Origin of the sequence: Agromyces litoreus, from assembly GCF_040496015.1 — a bacterium.
Classification (GTDB): Bacteria; Actinomycetota; Actinomycetes; order Actinomycetales; family Microbacteriaceae; genus Agromyces; species Agromyces litoreus.
Window position 1 is genome coordinate 167,845 of record NZ_JBEPKA010000004.1, and the last position, 19,983, is coordinate 187,827.

At 74.7% G+C, this 19,983-nt stretch carries 15 protein-coding genes; 8 read left to right on the forward strand and 7 right to left on the reverse strand.

The window, feature by feature from the left end; genetic code table 11:
- Positions 1 to 6 precede the first annotated feature (6 nt).
- Positions 7 to 711 carry a YflT domain-containing protein gene (locus ABME01_RS05030; protein WP_353827264.1) on the forward strand — a complete coding sequence of 235 codons (705 nt, stop codon included), beginning with the start codon at positions 7 to 9 and terminating at the stop codon, positions 709 to 711.
- A gap of 42 nt (positions 712 to 753) precedes the next feature.
- On the forward strand, positions 754 to 1,146 hold the full coding sequence (locus ABME01_RS05035; RefSeq protein WP_353827265.1) for a TIGR02611 family protein: 393 nt from the start codon (positions 754 to 756) through the stop codon (positions 1,144 to 1,146).
- Positions 1,147 to 1,229: 83 nt separating this feature from the next.
- On the opposite strand, the gene ABME01_RS05040 is transcribed toward ABME01_RS05035, so the two are convergent.
- Positions 1,230 to 2,807 carry an aminopeptidase P family protein gene (locus ABME01_RS05040; RefSeq protein WP_353827266.1) on the reverse strand — a complete coding sequence of 526 codons (1,578 nt, stop codon included), beginning with the start codon at positions 2,805 to 2,807 and terminating at the stop codon, positions 1,230 to 1,232.
- A gap of 50 nt (positions 2,808 to 2,857) precedes the next feature.
- Positions 2,858 to 3,880, reverse strand: a complete 1,023-nt coding sequence (locus tag ABME01_RS05045; protein WP_353827267.1) for an endonuclease/exonuclease/phosphatase family protein — start codon at positions 3,878 to 3,880, stop codon at positions 2,858 to 2,860.
- Positions 3,881 to 3,987: 107 nt separating this feature from the next.
- On the opposite strand from ABME01_RS05045, the gene ABME01_RS05050 reads away from it, so the two are divergent.
- Complete coding sequence (locus ABME01_RS05050; RefSeq protein ID WP_353827268.1) at positions 3,988 to 4,854, forward strand: PHP domain-containing protein; 867 nt, start codon at positions 3,988 to 3,990, stop codon at positions 4,852 to 4,854.
- 84 nt (positions 4,855 to 4,938) lie between these two features.
- Here the strand turns inward: ABME01_RS05050 and ABME01_RS05055 are convergent, their stop codons facing one another.
- Positions 4,939 to 6,438 carry a DEAD/DEAH box helicase gene (locus tag ABME01_RS05055; protein ID WP_353827269.1) on the reverse strand — a complete coding sequence of 500 codons (1,500 nt, stop codon included), beginning with the start codon at positions 6,436 to 6,438 and terminating at the stop codon, positions 4,939 to 4,941.
- Positions 6,439 to 6,575: 137 nt separating this feature from the next.
- Here ABME01_RS05055 and ABME01_RS05060 point away from each other — a divergent pair, with 137 nt between their 5' ends.
- The gene (locus ABME01_RS05060) at positions 6,576 to 7,286 is read left to right on the forward strand and encodes a ferritin-like fold-containing protein (protein ID WP_353827270.1); all 711 of its coding nucleotides are present in this window, start codon (positions 6,576 to 6,578) and stop codon (positions 7,284 to 7,286) included.
- A gap of 62 nt (positions 7,287 to 7,348) precedes the next feature.
- On the opposite strand, the gene ABME01_RS05065 is transcribed toward ABME01_RS05060, so the two are convergent.
- Both ABME01_RS05065 and ABME01_RS05070 read right to left on the reverse strand, forming a co-directional pair.
- Positions 7,349 to 7,654 (reverse strand): hypothetical protein, encoded by a 306-nt coding sequence (locus ABME01_RS05065; RefSeq protein WP_353827271.1) that lies wholly within the window; start codon positions 7,652 to 7,654, stop codon positions 7,349 to 7,351.
- Positions 7,654 to 7,878 carry a DUF3107 domain-containing protein gene (locus tag ABME01_RS05070; protein WP_353827272.1) on the reverse strand — a complete coding sequence of 75 codons (225 nt, stop codon included), beginning with the start codon at positions 7,876 to 7,878 and terminating at the stop codon, positions 7,654 to 7,656. The genes ABME01_RS05065 and ABME01_RS05070 overlap by 1 nt, the downstream gene beginning before the upstream one ends.
- 93 nt (positions 7,879 to 7,971) lie before the next feature.
- Here ABME01_RS05070 and ABME01_RS05075 point away from each other — a divergent pair, with 93 nt between their 5' ends.
- The gene (locus ABME01_RS05075; protein WP_353827273.1) at positions 7,972 to 11,082 is read left to right on the forward strand and encodes a PD-(D/E)XK nuclease family protein; all 3,111 of its coding nucleotides are present in this window, start codon (positions 7,972 to 7,974) and stop codon (positions 11,080 to 11,082) included.
- A complete protein-coding gene (locus ABME01_RS05080; protein WP_353827274.1) occupies positions 11,079 to 14,423 on the forward strand; it encodes an ATP-dependent helicase in 3,345 nt (1,114 codons plus the stop codon). Before ABME01_RS05075 ends, ABME01_RS05080 begins: the two co-directional genes overlap by 4 nt.
- Positions 14,424 to 14,468: 45 nt before the next feature.
- Here the strand turns inward: ABME01_RS05080 and ABME01_RS05085 are convergent, their stop codons facing one another.
- Together ABME01_RS05085 and ABME01_RS05090 are read right to left on the reverse strand one after the other, a co-directional pair.
- Complete coding sequence (locus ABME01_RS05085) at positions 14,469 to 15,053, reverse strand: peroxiredoxin (RefSeq protein WP_353827275.1); 585 nt, start codon at positions 15,051 to 15,053, stop codon at positions 14,469 to 14,471.
- Positions 15,054 to 15,147: 94 nt separating this feature from the next.
- On the reverse strand, positions 15,148 to 16,341 hold the full coding sequence (locus tag ABME01_RS05090; protein ID WP_353827276.1) for a phosphotransferase: 1,194 nt from the start codon (positions 16,339 to 16,341) through the stop codon (positions 15,148 to 15,150).
- Between the two features lie 112 nt (positions 16,342 to 16,453).
- Between ABME01_RS05090 and nudC the strand changes: the two genes are divergently transcribed.
- Positions 16,454 to 17,485: an NAD(+) diphosphatase gene (gene nudC, locus ABME01_RS05095; RefSeq protein WP_353827277.1), complete on the forward strand. Its 1,032-nt coding sequence runs from the start codon at positions 16,454 to 16,456 to the stop codon at positions 17,483 to 17,485.
- On the forward strand, positions 17,482 to 19,296 hold the full coding sequence (locus ABME01_RS05100; protein WP_353827278.1) for an ATP-dependent helicase: 1,815 nt from the start codon (positions 17,482 to 17,484) through the stop codon (positions 19,294 to 19,296). The genes nudC and ABME01_RS05100 overlap by 4 nt, the downstream gene beginning before the upstream one ends.
- The last annotated feature ends 687 nt before the right edge of the window (positions 19,297 to 19,983 follow it).

A 19,983-nucleotide genomic window follows, 5' to 3' on the forward strand; every position in this document is an offset into this window, starting at 1 on the left:
GGTCGGGTGAGCACCCAGTCGCCGTTCGGCGGCCGTCTCGGCCGCACCTATCCGACGCTGCCCACGGGGGAGACCGTCGCCAGCTACGAGACCTACCTCGAGGCGCAGTCCGCCGTCGACCGCCTCGCGAAGGCCGACTTCCCGGTGAAGGAGCTCGCGATCGTCGGTCACGACCTGACCAGCGTGGAGCGGATCACCGGGACGCGCAGCTGGGGGAGGACGGCGGGCGGCGGGGCGCTCTCGGGGGCGTGGTTCGGCACCTTCCTCGGCCTGCTCTTCTTCATCTTCTCGCCGAGCGGCACCTCGCTCGGCGTCCTCGCCGCCGCCGTGCTCATCGGCGCCGGCTTCGGCATGATCTTCAGCGTCGTGACCTACTCGGTCAACCGCCGGCGGCGCGACTTCACCTCGGTGATGCAGGTGCTCGCCACCCGCTATGCGATCGTCGCGGAGCCCGCGCACGTCGGCCGCGCGCGAGAGGTGCTCGGCGTCACGGAGGTCGCGCCTGCGGCGCCCGCGAGCGACTCGCCCCCGGCACCGCCGCCCGCCCCTCCCGCGGCGGACGCGGCGACGCGCGAGACCGAGGCGGTGGCACCGGCGGACGCGACGCCCGGCACCGCACCGACCGTCGACCCGTCGCGACCGCTCACCTACGGCGAGGCCCAGGACGCGGCCCGCCGCGCCGCGCGCGAGCGCGACGACGCCGACGACTGATCCGTCCGGTCGCCTCCCAGCGGGCGGGCCTATCGTGCTGGCATGGACGCCCTGACCGTCGACCGATCCACGCCGCGACCGACCACGCTCGAGCGCTCGGTCCGTGCCGAGATCGTCGCCGCCGAGCGGCCCGATCGTCCGATCCGCCGGTGGCTGCGCGGCATCCGCCGGTGGATCGATCGTCATCCGCGACTGCGCTTCGCCTACCGGCTCGGCGTCGGAGTGCTCGGCGGCGTGATCGCGGTCGCCGGGCTCGCGCTGGTGCCGTTGCCCGGACCCGGCTGGCTCGTCGTCTTCGTCGGACTCGCCGTGCTGGGCACCGAGTTCGCGTGGGCGAAGCGCCTCGCCCGCTGGGTCAAGCGCCAGCTGGACCGGTTCTGGGCGTGGTGGACGGCGCGTCGGTCCGCGCGCGCGGCGAGCCGCGGTTCGGGCTGACGCGACGCGCGGCAGCACCCGGGCGGACGGGCAGGCTCGAGGTCGGCCGACTCACCGCGAGGTGAGCCGGCCCACCACCGGGGTCAGCCTCGGGCGTCGCGCACCCAGGCCTCGACCTCGTCGACCGTGCGCGGGATGCGGGCGGAGAGGTTCTCGGCGCCGTCGACGGTGACGAGGATGTCGTCCTCGATGCGGACGCCGATGCCGCGGAACTCCTCGGGCACGGTGAGGTCGTCGGCCTGGAAGTAGAGCCCCGGCTCGATGGTGAAGACCATGCCCGGCTCGAGCACGCCGTCCATGTACATCGACCGACGCGCCTGCGCGCAGTCGTGCACGTCGAGTCCGAGGTGGTGGCTCGTGCCGTGCACCATGTAGCGGCGGTGGAACTGGTTCTCGGGCTTCAGCGACTCCTCGGCGGACACCGGGAGGAACCCCCACTCGGCGGTCCGGTGCGCGATGACCTCCATCGCGGCGGCGTGGACCTCGCGGAACACCACGCCCGGCTTCACGATCCGGAACGCGGCGTCCGCGGCCTCGAGCACGGCCTCGTACACCTGGCGCTGCACCGGCGAGAACGTGCCGTTCACCGGGAAGGTGCGCGTGATGTCGGCGGTGTAGTAGGTGTCGCGCTCGACACCGGCATCCAGGAGCACCAGGTCGCCCGGTACCACCGGGCCGTCGTTCCGGGTCCAGTGCAGGATGGTGGTGTGCGGGCCGGCCGCGGCGATCGAGCCGTAGCCGACGTCGTTGCCCTCGATGCGGGCGCGGGTCGCGAACACGCCCTCGATGACGCGCTCGCCGCGCACCTCGCTGGTGATCCGCGGCAGCTCCTCGAGCACCTCGGTGAACCCGCGCTGGGTCGCGTCGACGGCGGCGCGCATCTCGGCGACCTCGAACTCGTCCTTCACCAGCCGCAGTTCGGCGAGCACCCGGGCGAGCTCGGCGTCCGGCTCGTGCTCGGCGTTCACCTCGATGCTGAACGGCGCGTCCGACGCGTTCGTCGACAGCGCCTCCTCGGCCGCGAAGCGCAGGCGCGCCTGGTCGATCCGCTCGGTCAGCGCGACGTCGGCCTCGCGCAGGACGAGGGTCGCCGTGTCGACCGCGTCGACGACGCCGTCGAAGTCGGCGAGGTCGCGAGCGGCGAGCTGCAGGTCGGCGGCGACGTGCTCGAGCGAGGGGCGAGCGCCGATCCAGAACTCGCCGATCGCCGGATTCGCGTAGAACTCGTCGGAGTCGCGGCCGGCCGGGCCGCGGAAGTACAGGGTCGCCTCGTGGCCGGTGTCGCCGGTCGGCTCGAGGACCAGCACGGCGCCGGGCTCGGAGTCCGAGCCCCAGCCGGTCAGGTGCGCGAAGGCGGAGTGCGCGCGGAAGGGGTAGTCGGTGTCGTTGGCGCGCTGCTTCATGTCGCCCGCCGGGATCACGAGGCGCTGCCCCGGGAACGACTCGGACACCGCCGCGCGTCGCGACGCCGCGTGCGCGGCCTGGGCACGCGGCGCCGGAAGCGCCTCGTCGCGCTCGGCCCAGCTGCCGCCGATGAAGGACTTGAAGCCCTCCGATCCCGGGGTCGTCGAACGGTTGGCGTTGCGGCCGGACTCCTCGGCGGTGATCTCGTCGGTGTGGGCCTCGTGGGCCGTCGCGGTGGCGTCGCCGGTGTTCGTCATGGTGTCCATTCTCGCATCGCTCGCCGAGACGTCGCTCCGAGCCCCGACGCTCAGCCGGCCCGGGACAGGACCGCCACGATGGGCCGATGGTCGCTGCCGGAGTCGTCGAGCGCGTCGAGCACGCGGAATGCGTCGACGTGCCATCCGGGGGTCGCCAGCACGTGGTCGATGGGGCTGCCGAGCAGTTCGGGCACATCGGTCGGCCAGGTGCCCATCCCGCCGGCGCCGCCCGCCTCGGCGGCGTCGGCGCACCGCCCGAGGTCGCCGCCGTCGACGCCGCGACCGGCGAAGTGGTCGAGCGTCGCGTTGAAGTCGCCGGCCATGATGACGTCGTCGGCCGAGCACTGCTCGGCGAGCCAGTCCAGGTCGCTGCGCCAGTTCCGCAGCTCCCACCGGATCGGCGCGACCGCGTGCACCGCCACGATGCGCGGACCCTCGCCGCTCGTCGGCTCGGCGACGACGGTCGGCAGCGTGTTCGTGTTCCCTGGCGGGCCCGGCCACGGGGCGCTCACGACCTCGTAGCCGCCGAGGTCGGGCGAGATCAGGATGGTCGTCGACCGCGCCTTCGCGACCTGGTCGAACGACTGCGTGTGCACCCACATCGGGCGGCCGCCCTCGCGCATGGCGACCGCGACCTCCTCGCCGAGGGGCTCCGTGGTCTCCGGGAGGACGACGACGTCCGCCTCCTGCGCCAACGCGAGGTCGGCGATCGTCGCGGCGTCGGGGACCTCGCCGAGCGTGTTCCACGAGAGCACGGTCACCGAGTCCGACGCCGCGGCCGCGGGGTCGCCGCCGCCCAGGCCACGGGCCGCGAGGATCCCGAGGTTGCCGAGGGAGAAGACCACGAGGATGGCGGTCACGGCACCGAGCACGCGACGCGCGCCCCCGATCAGCACCACGATGGCCAGGAGCACCGCCAGCATTCCCGCGCCGGCCGCCGCGGCTCCGCGCAGCGCGACGACGTGCGCCGCGATCCACTGGTCGTTCAGGCCGAACGCCTGCGGCCAGAGCAGCACGGCGGCGAGGGCTGCGGTGCCGAGCACGAGGGCCCAGCCGAGGAGGCGGGGGAACATCCCACCCAGCGTAGGTCAGGCCGCCGGGCCCGTGCCGCGACGACCGCGGAGCGTCCGCTGGGAGTCCGCGGGGAACCTGCTGACGGGTGCGGTCCTACCATGGGTCCATGGCCGACGCCCCGCTCGCCGTCGCAGCTGACCTGCACGCGCACTCCACGGTCTCCGACGGCACCGACGCACCGGCGGACCTCGTCGCCGCGGCATCGCTCGCGGGCCTCGAGGCGGTCGCGATCACCGACCACGACTCGACCGCCGGGTGGGGCGAGGCGGCGGCCGCGGCGCGGGAGCTCGGCATCGGGCTCATCCCCGGTCTCGAACTGTCCACGCGCGTGCAGTTCGCGAGCGTGCACGTGCTCGGCTACCTCGTCGACCCGACGGACCCCGGGCTCGTGGCCGAGACCGACCGGATCCGCGAGTCGCGGCTGACGCGGGCCGAGGAGATCGTGCGGCGCATCGCGGCCGACTACGACCTGACGTGGGACGACGTTCTTGCGCAGACCACCGACGGCACGACGATCGGGCGCCCGCACATCGCCGACGCGCTCGTCGCGCGCGGCCACGCGGAGACGCGCTCGGACGCGTTCGCCGGCATCCTGCACTGGCGGTCCGGCTACGCCCAGCCGCACTACGCGCCGGACCCGCTCACCGGCATCCGCCTGATCCGCGCCGCCGGCGGGGTTCCCGTGCTCGCGCATCCCGGCACGCGCGGGGCGGAGGACGTCATCCCCGAGTCGCGGCTGCGTCGACTCGCGGAGGCCGGCCTGTTCGGCCTCGAGATCGACCACCCGGAGAACACCGCCGCGGCCAAGCTCCGCCTGCGGGAGCTCGCGACGCGGTACGGGCTGGCCACGACCGGCTCGAGCGACTACCACGGGCTCGGCAAGTCGAACCGCCTCGGCGAGCACACCACCGCGCCCGAGGTCGTCGAGCGGATCCTCGGCGAGGGGCGCGGGAGCGAGCCCGTGCTGCCCTGAGCCGCGCCCTCCGCCGCCGGAAGACGCGAACGGGCCGGATGCCACGAGGCATCCGGCCCGTTCGCGTCGGTCGGTCGGTCGTCGTCAGGCCGTGGGGGCCTGCGACGGGGCGCCGGCCGCGCTGCCGCCCGAACGGCCGCCGCGGCGGCGACGGCGCCGGCGCGGCGCCGCGTTGCCGTCGTGGTGCTCCTTGCCCTTGCCGTCGTGGGTGCCGGCGCCCGGCTCCTTCGGCGCCTCCTCCGAGGCGGCGGGCGTCGACGCGGCGCCCTCGCCGGTGGGCTTGCCTCCGCGCGTGCGGCGGCGCGAGCGCGAGCGCGTCGAGCCGTCGGCGGCGTCGCCCGAGCGCTCGCCCTCGCGGCGGCCGGCGGTGCTGGACCGCGACGGCTGCGCGCTCGGGGCGGGCGTGAGCCGGCCCTTGGTGCCCTGCGGGATGTCGAGGTCGCTGAACAGGTGCGGGCTCGACGAGTACGTCTCGGTGGGCTCCGGCTGGCCGAACTCGAGCGCCCGGTTGATGAGGGCCCACTTGTGCAGGTCCTCCCAATCGACGAAGGTGACCGCGATGCCGGTCTTCCCAGCGCGGCCGGTGCGGCCCGCGCGGTGCAGGTACACCTTGTCGTCGTCCGGGATCGTGTGGTTGATCACGTGGGTCACGTCGTCGACGTCGATGCCGCGCGCCGCGACATCCGTGGCGATCAGGACGTCCTTGCGGCCGGCCTTGAACGAGGCCATGGCGCGCTCGCGCTGGTCCTGGTTCAGGTCGCCGTGCACGGCGGCCGCGTTGAAGCCGCGGTCGTTCAGTTCCTCGACGAGCTTCGCGGCCGCGCGCTTGGTGCGCGTGAAGATCACGGTCCTCCCGCGGCCCTCGGCTTGGAGGATGCGCGAGATCACCTCGTCCTTGTCGAGCGAGTGGGCCCGGTAGACGAGGTGCTTGATGTTCGCCTGCGTCAGGCCCTCGTCGGGGTCGTTCGCACGGATGTGGATCGGCTTGGACATGAACCGGCGCGCGAGCGCGACGATCGGGCCGGGCATCGTGGCCGAGAAGAGCATCGTGTGCCGGACCGCGGGCACGCGCGCGAAGATCTTCTCGATGTCGGGCAGGAAGCCGAGGTCGAGCATCTTGTCGGCCTCGTCGAGCACGACCTCGCGCACGTCGGCGAGGGAGAGGATGCGCTGGTTCGCGAGGTCGAGCAGGCGGCCCGGGGTGCCGACCACCAGCTGCGCGCCCGCGCGGAGCTGCTCGATCTGGCCCTCGTACGCCTTGCCGCCGTAGATCGAGACGACCTTCGTCGGACGGTTCGACGTCGCCAGCTCCAGGTCCTCGGTGACCTGCACGGCCAGCTCGCGCGTCGGGACGACGACGAGCGCCTTGACGCCGGGCTCCGGGTCGTCGCCGAGTCGCTGCACCATGGGCAGTCCGAAGCCGAAGGTCTTGCCGGTGCCGGTCTTGGCCTGGCCGATGATGTCCTGGCCCGAGAGGGCCAGCGGGATGGTCTGCTCCTGGATGGGGAAGGCGTCGGAGATGCCCTTCCCGGCGAGGGCCTCGACGATGTCGGGCGCGATGCCGAGTTCGGTGAACGTGGTCAAGATGTGTGCCTGTCCGTGTGGGGTGGATGGTGCGCCCTGCTTCGTTCGACAGGCGCACGGCCGCGGTTCCATCGCCCGCGTGCGCCGTCCAGCCTATCCGAGCGGGCTGGGAGCCCCCGGATATGCTGTCCTACGTGGTGAACAGGTCGATGTCGCGCCGCCCCCGTCCCGAGACGCCGAGGCTGCGCCCGAGGGTCGCTCCGACGGAGCTCACCAGGGTCGACTTCACCGAGATCACCCCGGAGCCGATCGCGTTCCTCGGCCAGGCGGCCTACCTGCAGCTCGAGGTGTTCGAGAACCTCGCGCGCGCGGTCGCGACGGCGCCCGACCTCGCCTCGAAGGAGGGGCTGAGCGCCGCAGCGGGCGTGGCACTGCGCAAGCACCACGAGCTGATCGCCGAGATCCGGCGGCTGGACGCCGCGCCGGACGAGGTCATGGCGCCGTTCGCGCCAGCGCTCGACCGGTTCCGGCAGGCCACGTCGGGGGCGGACTGGTACGAGCTGCTGCTCGGCATCCAGATCACGTCGGGCATGCTCGACGACTACTTCGTGCGTCTCGCCGAGGGCCTACCGCACGAGCTCGGCGCGCGCGTGCGTGCCATCCTGCGTGAAGCGGGTGCGAGCGCGGTCATCGAACAGGAGCTGATCGCCGCGATCGCGAAGGACCCGCAGCTGGACGACCGCCTCGCGCTCTGGGCGCGCAGCCTCGTCGGCGACACGCTGCTCATCGCCAGGTCGGCGATCCACGCCGCGGGGTCGGACCAGCTCGACCCCGACGTGGAGCCCGTCTTCACGGAGCTCATCGCGTCGCACACGCGCCGGATGGACGCGCTCGGGCTCACCGCCTGAGCGCGCGTGCCACGGCGCACGAGCCGACCCGGGCGACGATCGCGCCGAGTGCGGCCCGGTGGTCAGCCGCGGGCGAGGCCGAACCGGGCGAGTCGCTCGAACGTGCGCGCGTCGTCCTCCTCGCGCCGGCGGCCCACGAGGAACGCCGTCGCGGCGGCCGCCGCGGCCGAGAGGACGAGCGAGGCGAGCCAGATCCAGCCGCCGTCCCAGGCCAGGCCGAGCCAGGTCAGGGCGACCCAGGCGACGGCCGCGGCGGCGGCGCCGACGGCGGGCACGAGCACCACGCCGTGGAACTCGCGGCGGGGGAGCGCGTAGCGCGCGGCGAGGCCGAGGATGGCTCCGCCGAGGGTGATGAAGAGCAGTTCCATCAGCCGACGAAGCCGATCTTCCGGGCCTCCTCGGTGCCGATCTCGACGAAGGCGAGCGCCGCGGCCGGGACCATGAACACCGCGCCCTTCGAGTCGGTCAGGCGCAGCACGGGCGACTGCCCGTCGAGTGCCGCTGCGACGGCCTGCTCCACCTCCGCCGCCGTCTGCGAGGTCTCCAGCGAGAGCTCGCGGGGGGAGTTCTGGATGCCGATGCGAAGGTCCACGGTGCGCCTTTCTGTCGTTGACACCACCGTACGACACGCGGGGGTCCGGCCCCGTCGCGTTCACTGTCGGCGGACACGGATACCGTGGGCGGCATGCAGCCGGCAGCGACCCTCGCACCATCCGTCGCCGACCTCGCATCGGAGCTCGCCGAGGGCGGCCACGCCGCCGTCTTCGGGGCTCCGGGCTCCGGCAAGACCCGACTCGCCGTGGAACTCGTCGCGCACCGCGTCGAGCGCGGCCTCGACCCCGCCGAGGTGCTCGTGCTCTCGGCCACGCGTCGTACGGCGGCGACCATGCGCGACGCGCTCGCCCTCCGCCTCGACCGCACGACGCGGGGCGCGCTCGCGCGCACGGCCAATGCGGTGGCGTACGACCTGGTCCGATCCCGCACGGGGCGATCGGTGACCCTGCTCACCGGGGCCGAGCACGACCAGGTGATCGGCGAGCTGCTCGAGGCGCAGGCGCTCGACGGGGGCGGGCCCGAGTGGCCGGAGTCGATCGCGCCCGACGTCCGCGAACTGCGCGGGTTCAGGTCAGAGCTCCGCGACCTGATGATGCGCGCGGTCGAGGAGGGCGTGGGCGGCGACGAGCTCCGGCGCCTGGCCCGGCCGGCGTCGCGGCCCGAGTGGGCCGCGGCCGCCGACTTCCTCGTCGAGTACGACGAGGTGAAGGCGCAGCTCCGCCCGACCCAGTTCGACTCCGCCGAGCTCGGCGCGCTCGCCGCGGCGATCGTCCGCGGCAGCGTGCGCGACGCGGAGGACGAGCGCGCGCTCGGGGTGCTCGCCGGGCTCCGGCTGATCGTCGTCGACGATGCCCAGGAGTCGACCGCGACCACCGCCGCGCTGCTGGCCGCGTTCGCCGCCCGGGGCGTCGATGTGATCGCCCTCGGCGATCCGGATGTCGCGAGCAACGGCTTCCGCGGCGGCCGCGCCGACCTGCTCGGCTCGCTCTCCTCGGTGCTCGACGGCGCGCCCGTGCGGCGCCTCGACCTGCCGGTCGTGCACCGTGGGCGTGCAGCCCATCGTGACCTGCTCGCCGGCGTGACGGCCCACATCGGGGCCGCGCTCGGCGGCACGCACCGCTCGGCCCGCGTCGCCGAGCCCGACGGAACCGACCGGGACCCGCTCGACCCGGTGCTCGGCATCGAAGCGCCCTCGCCGGCGGCCGAAGGGGCGCAGGTCGCGGCGCTGCTGCGCGAGCGGCACCTGCTCGACGGCGTCCCGTGGTCGTCGATGGCCGTCGTCGCGAGGTCCGGTGCCGAGCTGCCGGCGATGGCGCGCGCGCTCGCGGCCGCCGAGGTCCCGGTCGCCGGCGGCGGCGCCCGCAGTGCGCTGCGGGATGCGCCGGGATCGGCCGCGCTGCTCGAGGCCGCCGCCGCGGTGCTGGAACTCCGGCCGGTCGACGCCGAGTCGGCGACCGCGCTGCTGACCGGGCCGCTCGGGCGCCTCGACCGGATCGGGCTCCGTCGACTGCGGCTCGCGCTGCGGCACGAGGAACTCGCGGCCGGCGGAACCCGCACGGCCGACGAGCTGCTCGTCGAGGCGCTCGGCGCCGCCGGCGGCTTCGCCACGATCGACGCTCCGGCGGGGCGGCGGGCGTCGCGCCTCGCCGCCCTCCTCGACGCGGCCCGACGTGCCGCGGCGCGGGGCTCGACGGTCGAGGAACTCCTCTGGCTGCTCTGGCACGACAGCGGGCTCGAGGCGGAGTGGGCTGCGCAGGCGGCCGGCTCCGGCCTGCTCGCCGACGAGGCCAACCGGTCGCTCGATGCCGTCGTCGCGCTGTTCGCCGCCGCGCGTCGGTTCGTCGAGCGCGAGCCCGGCGCACCCGCGCGCCGCTTCATCGACGAGGAACTCCAGAACGCCCTGCCCGAGGATTCGCTCGCGCCCGAGCGCGGCGGCGCATCGGTCGTGCTGGCGACGCCGCCGGCCCTGATCGGGCGCAGCTTCGAGGTCGTGGTCGTCGTCGGCCTGCAGGAGGGCGTCTGGCCCAACCTGCGTCCGAGGGGCGCCCTCCTGCACGCCGCGAAGCTCGCGCGGGTGGTCGCCGCGATACGATCCGGTGCGCCCGCGCCGGAGGAGGAGGGCGCGCCCGAGGTGCGCGCGGCCGTCCGCAGCGACGAGCTCCGGCTCTTCGCCCTCGCGGCCTCACGCGCGACCCGCCAGCTCGTGCTGGCGTGCACCGCGAACGACGACGAGCAGCCATCCGTGCTCATGGGCTTCGCACCGAATCGGCTGCCGACCCGTCGTCGCCGCCCACTGCACCTGCGAGGCATGGTCGGCGCGCTCCGCCGCGACGCCGCCGCGGGTGATCGCGAGGCGGCCGCGGGCCTCGCGCTGCTCGCCGAGCAGGGCGTCGCGGGAGCGCATCCCGACGACTGGTACGGCCTCGTGGAGCCGTCCACGACAGCTCCGCTCGTCGACCTCGAGGGCGACCCCGAGTCGACCGTGCCGGTGTCGCCGTCGCAGATCGATCGAGTCGAGGAGAGCCCGCTCGGCTGGTTCGTCGATCACGTCGCGCAACCCCCGTCGGGCCTGGCCGCCTCGATCGGCACGATCGTGCACGCCGTCGTCGAGGAGGCCGCGCAGCAGGGCGGCGACATCGACGTCGAGACGCTGTGGGCGTCGGTCGAGCGGCGCTGGCGCGATCTCCGCTTCGAGGCCGGATGGGTCGCCGAGCGCGAGAGACGCGGTGCGCGCCGGATGACCGAGGGTGCGGCCGAGTACCTCCGCAATGCGGAGGACGACGGGGTCGTCGTGCTGGGAGCCGAGGGCCGGTTCACGCTCGTCAGCGGTCGCGTGCGCATCACCGGCACGATCGACCGCGTCGAGGCCTCACCGGACGGCACGACCGTCATCGTCGACCTGAAGACGGGCCGCACGCCGCCGACCGCGGCCAAGACCGCCGCGCACCCGCAGCTGGCCGCGTACCAGCTCGCCGCGCGATCCGGAGCGCTCCCGAGCGCCGGCCGCGCCGGCGGCGCCAAGCTCGTGTACGTCGCCCGACCGGTGGGCGGGCGCGCCTACACCGAACGGGCGCAGCAGCCGTTCGACGACGAGGCCGAGGCCGACTTCCGCGTCCGGCTCGACGAGGTCGCCGGGCTCATGGCGGGGGCGCGGTTCGAGTCCCCGGTCGAGTTCGCCCACGGATCCCGGTTCGGCGATTGGCAGTACCGCGTGCACCTGGTTCCGGCGGTGAGCGCATGACCGCGCGGCCCATCGGCGCCGACGCGATCGCCGCACGGCTCGGACTGCATGCCCCGACGCCCGAGCAGCGCGCCGTGATCGAGGCCGACCCCGCCGGCCGGAGCATCGTGGTCGCCGGAGCGGGGAGCGGGAAGACCGAGACGATGGCCAATCGCGTGGTCTGGCTGCTCGCCAACGGCCTCGCGGATGTTCCCGAGGTGCTCGGCCTCACCTTCACGCGGAAGGCGGCGGGCGAACTCGCCGACCGCGTCCGCGAACGCGTGGGACAGCTCGTCGCCGAGGGGATCGCCGACGTGCGCCTCGACCCGCTCGAGTCCGCTGCGGTCTCCACCTACAACGCGTTCGCGGGCGCGATCTACCGTGAGCACGCGCTGCGGATCGGCCGGGAGCCCGACGCGTCGATCCTCGGCGAGGCGTCGGCGTGGCAGCTGGCGCGGAGCATCGTCGCGGCCGCGGCCGACCCGCGCCTGGTCGAGCTCGACGCCTCGCTCGACCGGGTCACCGGTGCCGTGCTGGCCCTCAGCCGCGCGCTCGCCGAGAACGTGACCGACACCCGCGACGTCCGGGCGTTCGCGCGGGAGTTCCTCGCCATGCACGACCTCCCGATCGAGGCGCCGAGGAAGCGGACCCCGTTCGAGTCCTTCACGAACGCGCTCGGCGTCGTCGAGGCCCTGCCGCCCCTGCTCGAGCTGGCCGACGCCTACGCGGCCGAGAAGCAGCGCCGCGGCATGGTGGAGTTCTCCGATCAGGTGGCGCTGGCGCTGCAGATCTGCATCGCCCATCCCGAGGTCGTCGACGAGTATCGCGCGCGGCACGCGACGGTGCTGCTCGACGAGTACCAGGACACCAGCGTCGTGCAGACGCGACTGCTCGCGACGCTGTTCCGCGACCACCCGGTGATGGCCGTCGGCGATCCCGACCAGTCGATCTACGGCTGGCGCGGCGCGAGCGCCGCGAACCTCGCCCGATTCGGCGGCGACTTCTCGTCCGACGGCGGCGCCCGCGCCTACGACCTGTCGACGAGCTGGCGCAACCCGGTGGTCGTGCTCGATGCGGCGAACGCGCTGATCGGCCCGCTCGACGGGGGAATCCCGAAGGCACCGCTCCGGCCGTCTCCGTTCGCCGGCGCGGGGCGACTCGACGTCCGATGGTCCGAGACCATCGACGACGAGGCCGCGGCGGTCGCCGACTGGCTCGCGATCCGCATGCGCGACGGCGACCGCACGGGCGCGCTGCTCTGCCGGACCTTCGCCCACGTCGATCTCTACGCGAGCGCGCTCCGCGCCTGCGGCGTCCCGGTGCACGTGCTCGGCGTCGCGGGTCTCCTCGACCAGCCGGTCATCGCCGACCTCGTCTGCGCGCTCCGCGTGCTGCACGACCCCACCGCCGGGTCGGAGCTGCTGCGCCTGCTCGGCGGCGCCCGGTGGCGCATCGGCCCGGCCGACCTCGCGGCGCTCGGGGCCGTCGCACGCTGGCTCGCCGACCGCGACCTGGCGACCCGGCGGCTGGCCGACGACGTGCGCCGAGGCATCCGAGGCTCGATCGCACCCGACGAGTCGCCGTCCATCGTCGACGCGCTCGACTTCGTGATCACCGCGCCCGACGACCACCGCGCACTGGCGGGCCTCACCGGCGAGGGCCGGGCGCGGATGCGGCGCGCCGGCAGCCAGCTGCAGGCGCTTCGGCGCCGCGCCGGCCTCGGGCTCGTCGACTTCGTCACGCTCGTCCAGCAGGAGCTGCTCCTCGACATCGAGGTCGCCGCGAACCCCGGGCAGCAGCTCGGGGCGGCGAGCCTCGAGTCGTTCGACGACCTGCTCGCGGGCTTCGTCGACACCACCGAGCAGCCGACCCTCGGCGCGTTCCTCGGCTGGCTCGGCGAGGCGGAGCAGCGCGACCGCCTGAGCCCGCGACAGGACGAGCCGGAGCCGGGCGCGGTCCAGGTGCTCTCGATCCACGGCTCGAAGGGCCTCGAGTGGGACGTCGTGGCGATCCCGCGCATGGTGGAGGGCGAACTGCCCTCCCGGCCCCGCAGCAATCGCGGCTGGCTCGCCTTCGGCGCCCTGCCGGACGAGTTCCGCGGCGATCGCGACGAGATCCCGCAGCTGATGTGGCGCGGCGCGCAGAGCCAGGCCGAGTTCGACGAAGCCGTCCGTGCGTACGCGGAGGAGAATCGCGACCGCCATGCGGAGGAGGAACGACGGCTGGCCTACGTCGGCGTGACGCGCGCGAAGTCGGAACTGCTGCTCACCGGGTCGTGGTGGGCCACGCAGCGGGCTCCGCGCGCGCCGAGCCCGTTCCTCCGCGAGCTCGTGGTGGCCGGGCTCGTCGATGCGGACCGCCTCCCTGCGGCGCCGGAGGAGCCGGAGAACCCGCGCTCGTCCGAGGCCGAGCGCGTGAGCTGGCCGCTCGATCCGCTGGGGGCGCGCCGCCCGGCGGTCGTCCGGGCGGCGGATGCCGTTCGGGAGGCGGCGACCATGCCGAGCGGCGCGGGACTCGGCCCCGTCCTCGCCGACGAGCTCCGGATGCTGCTCGAGGAGCGTCGCCGGCGTGGGACGTCCCGGCACGGCGCCGAGGTGCCGACCAGGGTTCCGGCATCGCGCTTCAAGGACTACGTCGACGACCCGGCCGCGGTGGCCGCCGATCTCGCGCGGCCCATGCCGCAGCGACCGTATCGGGCGACGCGCATCGGCACGCTCTTCCACGAGTGGGTGGAGGCGCGATCCGGCGGATCGGCCGCGCGCCCCGCCGGCCCGACGGACTCGAGCACCCCGCTCGACCTCGACGCCTTCGCCGACGAGCTCGACGACGCGATGACGGCCGACGAGGTCGTGGACGCTCCCGTCGAGGCGAGACTGGAGCGGCTTCGCGCGACGTTCGCCGCCTCCGAGTGGGGGACCCGTCGCCCCGTGGCCGTCGAACTCGAACTGCACCTCCCGCTCGACGGCCAGGTCTTCGTCTGCAAGCTCGACGCCGTGTACGACGTCGAGCCCGACTCCGATCTCGGTCGGCGCGGGATCCGCGCGCAGGTGGTGGACTGGAAGACCGGCGCGGCACCGCGTGACGAGCGCGAACTGGAACTGCGGCAGACCCAGCTCGCCCTGTACCGGCTGGCGTACGCGCGCTGGTCGGGCGTCGATGTCGAGGCGATCGATGCGGTGTTCTACTTCGTCGAGGACGACCTCGTGCTCCGCCCGGGCGAACTGTACGACGAGGCCGCGCTGCGGCGGGCCTGGGCGGGCGTGCGTGCCCGCGATGCCGCGGTGCCGATCGCGAGCGTGGCCCCCCGCGGCCACGGCGCGTCCATCCCTGAGGAGGTGCGGGTCACCATCGGCGACGCCTGACCGGCCGGGCGGCCGGCCGGTCGCGACGCGTCGTGCGCGTGGACCTCACGGCGCGGCCGATCCGACGGGATTCGAGCGGAGCCAGGCGAGCACCTGCTGGGCATGGGTGCCGGGAGGGAAGATCGGGTAGAAGACGTGCTCGATCCGACCGTCCCGCACGACCAGCGTCAGCCGCGAATGGAGTCGCGCTCGACCCGGGGCGGCGAAGGTCGGGAGCCCGAGGTGCTCGGCGAGCCGGAATCGTTCGTCCGAGAGCATCGCGAACGGAAGCCGGAGCCGATCGACGAGTTCCGCCTGGTACTCGACGTCCTGGCTCGAGAGTCCGAACACCGCCTGCGCGCCCGCCGACCGGAGATCGTCGTGGTGATCGCGGAAGTCGCAGGCCTCGGGCGTGCATCCGCGGGCTCCGGGGATCGAGTCCCAGCCGTCTGGCAGGTCGACTCCCGGTCGCCCGGAGAGCGGGTAGACGTAGATGATCGTCCGTCCCGGTCGGAGGTCGCCGAGGTGCACGATCGTGCCGTCGGTGCTCGGCAGGCTCAGCTGCGGGAGTTCCATGCCGTGCAGGTGGTCGGCGCCGCCGTCGTCGACGGGAACGGGGAGGCCCTCGGGCATCGTCTGGTAGTCCGTCATCCGTCTCCTCGCGGGTGCTGCGTGGCGCGGGCTGCGTGCCGCGCCACGACGTCGTCCGCTCGGCCCCGCGTGCGCGGAGCCGATGCGCCGGCGCTCACGCCGGACGGTCCTGCGCCGGGCCACGCGCGGGATCGCGCGGCGCCGCATCACCCCAGTCGCTGAGGTCCAGCGGGATCGGCGCCGTGAGGTCCGCCTCGCGCTCGTCGCGCTCGACCCCCTCGGCGAGATGACGGCGCAGTTCCGAGACGTCGAAGCTGTCGGTGAGCATCGTCGTGCCCGACTCGCGGGAGGCCGCCGTGCGGGGCGTCGCCTCGAGCATCCGCTCCACGTCGGCGACGGCGAGGATCGGGCCGGTGTCGGTCGTGAGCGGCTCGGACGAGCGGTCGTGCACGCTCGCCACGAGTCCGTCGAGGAGGCCGACCGCATCCGTCACGATGGCGTCGTCGTGCGTGTCGACCCCGTGCAGCAGCCAGCGCGCGAGCTCGAGCTCGCCGTACAGCAGGGCGCGCCGGGCGATCTCCGCGTCGGCTCCGCCCGAGCGGGCCTCGACGTACGCGTCCAGGGTCTGCTCGGCGGAGGCGCCCGTCGACGCGAGCACCCAGTGCAGGTCGTGCGCCGGATCGTCGTGCGCGAGCCCGGACCATCCGACGACCCCGGTGACCCGGTCGCCCTCGACCAGGAACGAGTCCGCATCGAGCTGGCCGTTCACGACGGTCGGCGCGAAGCGCCACAGCGTGTCGTCGTCGGTGGCCTCCTCCCAGCGCCGCAGGAGCGCCGCCGGGAGCCGGCCGGTGTCGGACGCCCGATCGATCACCGACACGGCCGCCTCGCGGGCCTCGGCCGCGGTGCGGCGCGGCAGGCCCGCCTCGCCGACGAAGCCCGACGGGAGCGAGTGGATGGCTGCGATCGCGCGCCCGACGTCCGCGGCGAGCGCGGGCGTCGCCGTGAGCTCGTCGGCCGTGCGGGCCGCACCGGGGATGAACTCGGTCACCACGGCGCGGGTCGGGCCGATCGGCGCCTGCCCGATGAACTGCGGCACCGCGAAGGGCAGTCGAGACCTGATCCCGGTCGTGAGTGCGCGGATCGCGACGACGTCGGAGGACTGCTCCGACTCGGCCGTCTGCGAGCGCGGAGCTCGGATGAGCAGCCGCCGCCCGTCGGCGGAGTGGAGCTCGACGGCATCGAACGCGCCCCCCGTCCCGCGGGTGTGGGGCCGGGCCGCTCGCACCTCGAGTCCGGCCACCGCGGCCGTGGCCAACGCGGCTAGAGTGAGTGGGGGTCTGGCCATGGCACACAGCCTAAGCAGGTCTTCCCGCCTGCCCGGCGACCGCCACGCGTTCCAGGCGAGTCCGGCCACGCGACTCCGGCCCGACGACTCCGGCTCCGACGAGAGGTGCACCGTGCTCCACCCCGACGCGCCGACCCCGGCCCCGTCCGTCGAGCCCGCCGCGCCGGGCGTGCCCGCTGGGCCGCCGCTGGCGCGCGAGCACCTCGATCGGGATGCGGCCAGCCGCGATCGGCCGGAGCGCGCCGACGAGTTCGACCGCGATCCGCGCGCGCGGGTCCTCGCCGTGCACGACGGGCGCGTGCTCGTGGGCGAGCGCGCGGCGCTGGACCTGCGGCATCCGTCCGGCGTGCCGGCGCCGCAGGTGCGCTGCTACCTGGGTCGCACGCTCGACGACGCCCACCCGGCGGGCGGCGGCGCGGGGCGTGGTTCGGAGCACGGACTGGCGGCGGGGAGCCCGATCGAGGCGTGGCTGTTCGACGACGACGCCGCCGCGGCGCTCGGCGACGGGCGCCGATGGGCCGGCCTCCGCGAGGTCGCCGCCTCCCTCGACGACCGTGACGTCGGGCTTGCGATCGAGGCGGTCGCGCTCGCCAACTGGCACGTGACGCACGCCTTCTGCCCGGGGTGCGGCGGCCCGACCGAGGTCGTGACGTCGGGGTGGGCCCGCCGCTGCCTGCGCGAGGACCGCCTTCGGTTCCCGCGCACCGACCCGGCCGTGATCGTGCTGGTCACCGACGACGACGACCGCGTGCTGCTCGGCTCCAACGCGATGTGGCAGCAGGACCGCTTCTCGGTGCTCGCCGGATTCGTCGAGCCGGGGGAGTCGCTCGAGGCCGCGGTGGTGCGCGAGATCGCCGAGGAGGCCGGGCTCGCGGTCGACCGCGTGGAGTACCTCGGGTCGCAGCCCTGGCCGTTCCCCGCCAGCCTGATGTGCGCCTTCCGTGCACGGGTCGCCGAGGGGGCGGACCCCGTGGCCGTTCCGGACGGCGAGGAGATCCTCGAGCTGCGCTGGTTCGACCGCGAGGGCATGCGCGACGCGCTCGGCCGCGTCGCGCTGCCGGGTGAGACCTCGATCGCCCGTTGGCTGCTCGAGCTCTGGTACGGCGCGCCGCTCGATTCCTCGCTGCCGTGGTCGACGTCGTGACCGGTGACCCACTGCTGGGTGCGCTCGACCACGAGCAGCGCGTCGCCGCCGAGGCCCTGATCGGACCGGTGTGCGTGCTCGCCGGCGCCGGGACCGGCAAGACGCGCGCGATCACCCACCGCATCGCCTACGGCGTGGCGTCCGGCTCGTACGATCCGGCGCGCGTGATGGCGCTCACGTTCACCTCGCGCGCGGCGGCCGAGCTCCGCTCGCGACTCCGCACCCTCGGGGCGGGCGCTGTCGCGGCTCGGACCTTCCACGCCGCCGCGCTCGCCCAGCTCAACCACTTCTGGCCGATCGTCGCAGGCGGACCGGCGCCGCGCGTCCTCGAGTTCAAGGGGCGGCTGCTCGGCCTCGCCGCCGAACGCTGCCGCGTGAAGGTCGACACGGCGACGCTGCGCGACGTGGCCGCCGAGATCGAGTGGCGGAAGGTCAGCCTGGTCGGCATGGACGACTTCCGGGCGCGGCTCACCTCGCGCGGTGCGCCCGGCAGCCTGTCCGTGCCGCAGATGATCGACCTCGTCGAGGCGTACGAGGCACTGAAGGACGAGCGGCGCGCGATGGACTTCGAGGACGTGCTGCTCGCGACCGCCGGGATGATCGAGACCGAGCCGGCCGTGGCGATGCAGGTGCGCGAGGCGTACCGGCACTTCGTCGTCGACGAGTACCAGGACGTCTCGCCGGCGCAGCAGCACCTGCTCGGCCTCTGGCTCGGGGGGCGGCGCGACGTGTGCGTCGTCGGCGACGCCAGCCAGACCATCTACTCGTTCGCGGGCGCGAGCGCGGCGTTCCTCCTCGGCTTCGAGCACGACTACCCGGATGCCACCGTCGTCCGCCTCGAGCGCAACTACCGCTCGACACCCGAGATCGTGGGGTTCGCGAACCGCCTCATGCGCGGGCGTCCCGGTGCCCTTCGGCTCGAGGCGGCCGCACCGGACGGCGGGGATCCCGCGGCGGGTCCGGCCGACGTCGGAGGGGGACGCCGAGGTCGCCCGGCCGGGCGGGCGGACCACGTCGCGCACGGTCCGGAGCCCGTGGTCCGGGAGTTCCCGGACGACCTCGCCGAGGCGCGCGGCGTGGCGACGGCCGTGCGGCAGCGCATCGAGGCGGGCGTGCCGCCCGAGGCGATCGCCGTGCTGCTGCGCGTCAACTCGCAGTCCGCGATGTTCGAGCAGGCGTTCGGCGAGGTCGGCGTGCCCGCTCGCCTGCGCGGCGCGCAGCGGTTCTTCGACCGGCCCGAGGTGCGGGAGGCGGTGCACGCGATCCGGGCTGCCGCCCTCGCGATCAGCGACGAGCCGCTGTTCAAGTCGGTCAGCGACGTGCTGCGCTCGCTCGACTGGACCGTCGAGCCGCCCGCGGGACCCGGCGCGGTCCGCGACCGCTGGGAGTCGCTGAACGCCATCGCCCGGCTCGTCGACGACCAGCCGGCGGGCACGACCTTCCGTGCCTTCGCCGACGACCTGCGAAGCCGGGCCGAGATGCACCACGAGCCCGCGGTCGCCGCGGTCACCATCGCGACGCTGCATTCCGCGAAGGGCCTCGAGTGGGATGAGGTGCACCTGCCGGGCCTCGTCGAGGGCATGCTGCCGATCGCGTACGCGACCGGGCTCGAGGCGATCGACGAGGAGCGTCGGCTGCTCTACGTGGGCGTCACGCGGGCACGGCGTCGGCTGTCGCTGAGCTGGGCGCGCTCCGTCGGGCATCGAGGTGAACGGGAGCCGTCGCGGTTCCTGCGGGAGCTCGACACCCGCAGTCCGGGTGGACGTCGAGCGGCGTCGGCGTCGGAGGCGCCGGCCGCGGCTCGCCGCTGACGACGACGCTCGCGTCGTCGAGCGCGGTGGCCCCCGACCGCAGCAGGTCGTCGACGGCGGATGCCGCGAGGACGAGCGCGTCGTGCCGGGCGCGCGGCCGGAGGGGCGGCGGCGGAGCGATCGCGAGCTGGGCGGCGAGGGCGGGCCACGCGGCATCCGCGTCGCGTCGGGCGAGATGCGTGCAGCGCAGGCAGGGCCCGGAGCCCGGCCGCACGAACGGGCCGACCTCGACGCCGCGCTCATCGAGGACGACCGCCAGGTGCGGGACGTCGGCGGCCAGCCAGGGCAGGTGCATGCTCGGCGGGACGACGCGGGAGCCGATCAGCACGGCCGCATCGGTCGCCGCGCGATCGGCCGACGCGACCGGGGTCGGGTGGTGACCGAGTCGGAGCAGGGCGGTGCCGAGGTCGTCGACGAGGTCGACCGGTCCGGCGAGCACCACGGTGCCGCCGTGGCCCGGTGCGGCGTGCCGGTCGCCGGAGCCCGCTTCGCGCTGCAGGGCGGGGGCCAGCCGGTCGAGCAGCGCGTCGACCGACGCGGGGTCGCCGTCGAGCGCGGCGCCGATCGTGTGCAGCGTGCGGCGGGACGCACCCGCGACCAGCGCGCGGAGCAGGCCCTGCTCGAGCGGGCCCGGGTCCTCGAGCACGACGAGCGGGCGCGCGCCGCCGACCTGGAGCGAGGACGGGG

What these genes read in the sequence shown, in the direction of transcription:
- ABME01_RS05080 (WP_353827274.1), top strand. Translation starts at nt 11,079, where the DNA reads ATGACCGCGCGGCCCATCGGCGCCGACGCGATCGCCGCACGGCTCGGA.
- ABME01_RS05045 (WP_353827267.1), bottom strand. Translation starts at nt 3,880, where the DNA reads ATGTTCCCCCGCCTCCTCGGCTGGGCCCTCGTGCTCGGCACCGCAGCC.
- ABME01_RS05075 (WP_353827273.1), top strand. Translation starts at nt 7,972, where the DNA reads ATGCAGCCGGCAGCGACCCTCGCACCATCCGTCGCCGACCTCGCATCG.
- ABME01_RS05035 (WP_353827265.1), top strand. Translation starts at nt 754, where the DNA reads ATGGACGCCCTGACCGTCGACCGATCCACGCCGCGACCGACCACGCTC.
- ABME01_RS05050 (WP_353827268.1), top strand. Translation starts at nt 3,988, where the DNA reads ATGGCCGACGCCCCGCTCGCCGTCGCAGCTGACCTGCACGCGCACTCC.
- ABME01_RS05085 (WP_353827275.1), bottom strand. Translation starts at nt 15,053, where the DNA reads ATGACGGACTACCAGACGATGCCCGAGGGCCTCCCCGTTCCCGTCGAC.
- ABME01_RS05040 (WP_353827266.1), bottom strand. Translation starts at nt 2,807, where the DNA reads ATGACGAACACCGGCGACGCCACCGCGACGGCCCACGAGGCCCACACC.
- ABME01_RS05065 (WP_353827271.1), bottom strand. Translation starts at nt 7,654, where the DNA reads ATGGAACTGCTCTTCATCACCCTCGGCGGAGCCATCCTCGGCCTCGCC.
- ABME01_RS05090 (WP_353827276.1), bottom strand. Translation starts at nt 16,341, where the DNA reads ATGGCCAGACCCCCACTCACTCTAGCCGCGTTGGCCACGGCCGCGGTG.